This is a genomic window from Mycobacterium sp. E183 (genome assembly GCF_001667735.1).
In the GTDB taxonomy this organism is placed as follows: Bacteria; Actinomycetota; Actinomycetes; order Mycobacteriales; family Mycobacteriaceae; genus Mycobacterium.
This window is the reverse complement of sequence record NZ_LZJN01000221.1, coordinates 1-749: the sequence shown is the minus strand read 5'-3', so window position 1 is coordinate 749 and position 749 is coordinate 1. Positions and strand designations below refer to the sequence as shown.

The following is a 749-nucleotide window of genomic DNA, read 5'->3' as shown; positions in this document are numbered from 1 at the left end:
GTGCCCTGCGCCGGAAGAAGGCCATTGGCGTCCGGGATCACGCCACCCTGGAAACCGGCGTTGGGCTGGTCGGCCGGAGGCGGGGGCACCGGCGCCTGCTGCTGCGTCGGCAACAACGGCATGAACTTGCCCGGGGCGGCGTTCTGGTGGCCCACCACCGGCTGCTGGCTCGCGGTGGGACGCACCGCGATGGCCACCGCGGCGGCCAGCGACGCGAAACCGATGACGGCGAAGGCGATCACGGCGTTGCCGACCACCAGGGACCGGCGGCTGAGCCGCGAGGGGATGGCCTCGGTCTGATCGAAGTCGTCGTATCCGTCGTATTCGTCGTATTCGGGGTCGTAATCGTCGCCGGCGAACGGCTCGGCGTCCTCGGTCATCGAGTACGCCAGCTGCGGTTCCTCGGCGGCCGGCGGGGGCACCACCGTCGTCTCGTCCCCGGTGGGCCCCGTGGCCGGCGCCATCGCGGTCTCGTCGCCCGTGAGCCCCACCGCCGGAGCCATCGCCGTCGCATCCCCGGCCGACAACGCCGTCTGCGCCGCGGCCGCCATGGCGGCGCCCCGGGCGACCGCGAAAGACGGGTCCTCGGCGACCTGCACCCGCATGGTCGACGCATCGCGGAACTGGTCGGCGACCCGGGTCAGCTCGGCGGAATCGCCCACCAGGTACACCTCGCCCGGGGCGTCCGGCCGGTTCCCGAGTTGGGCCATCATCGTGTCGAAGGTGGCGGTGGCGTCACCGCCGGCCAG

Annotated in this window: 1 pseudogene; it reads right to left on the bottom strand. The window is 73.0% G+C overall.

Annotation, left to right across the window (positions count from 1 at the left end):
* Positions 1-749 (bottom strand): annotated as a pseudogene (locus A5691_RS28460) (hypothetical protein); the annotation flags it as partial.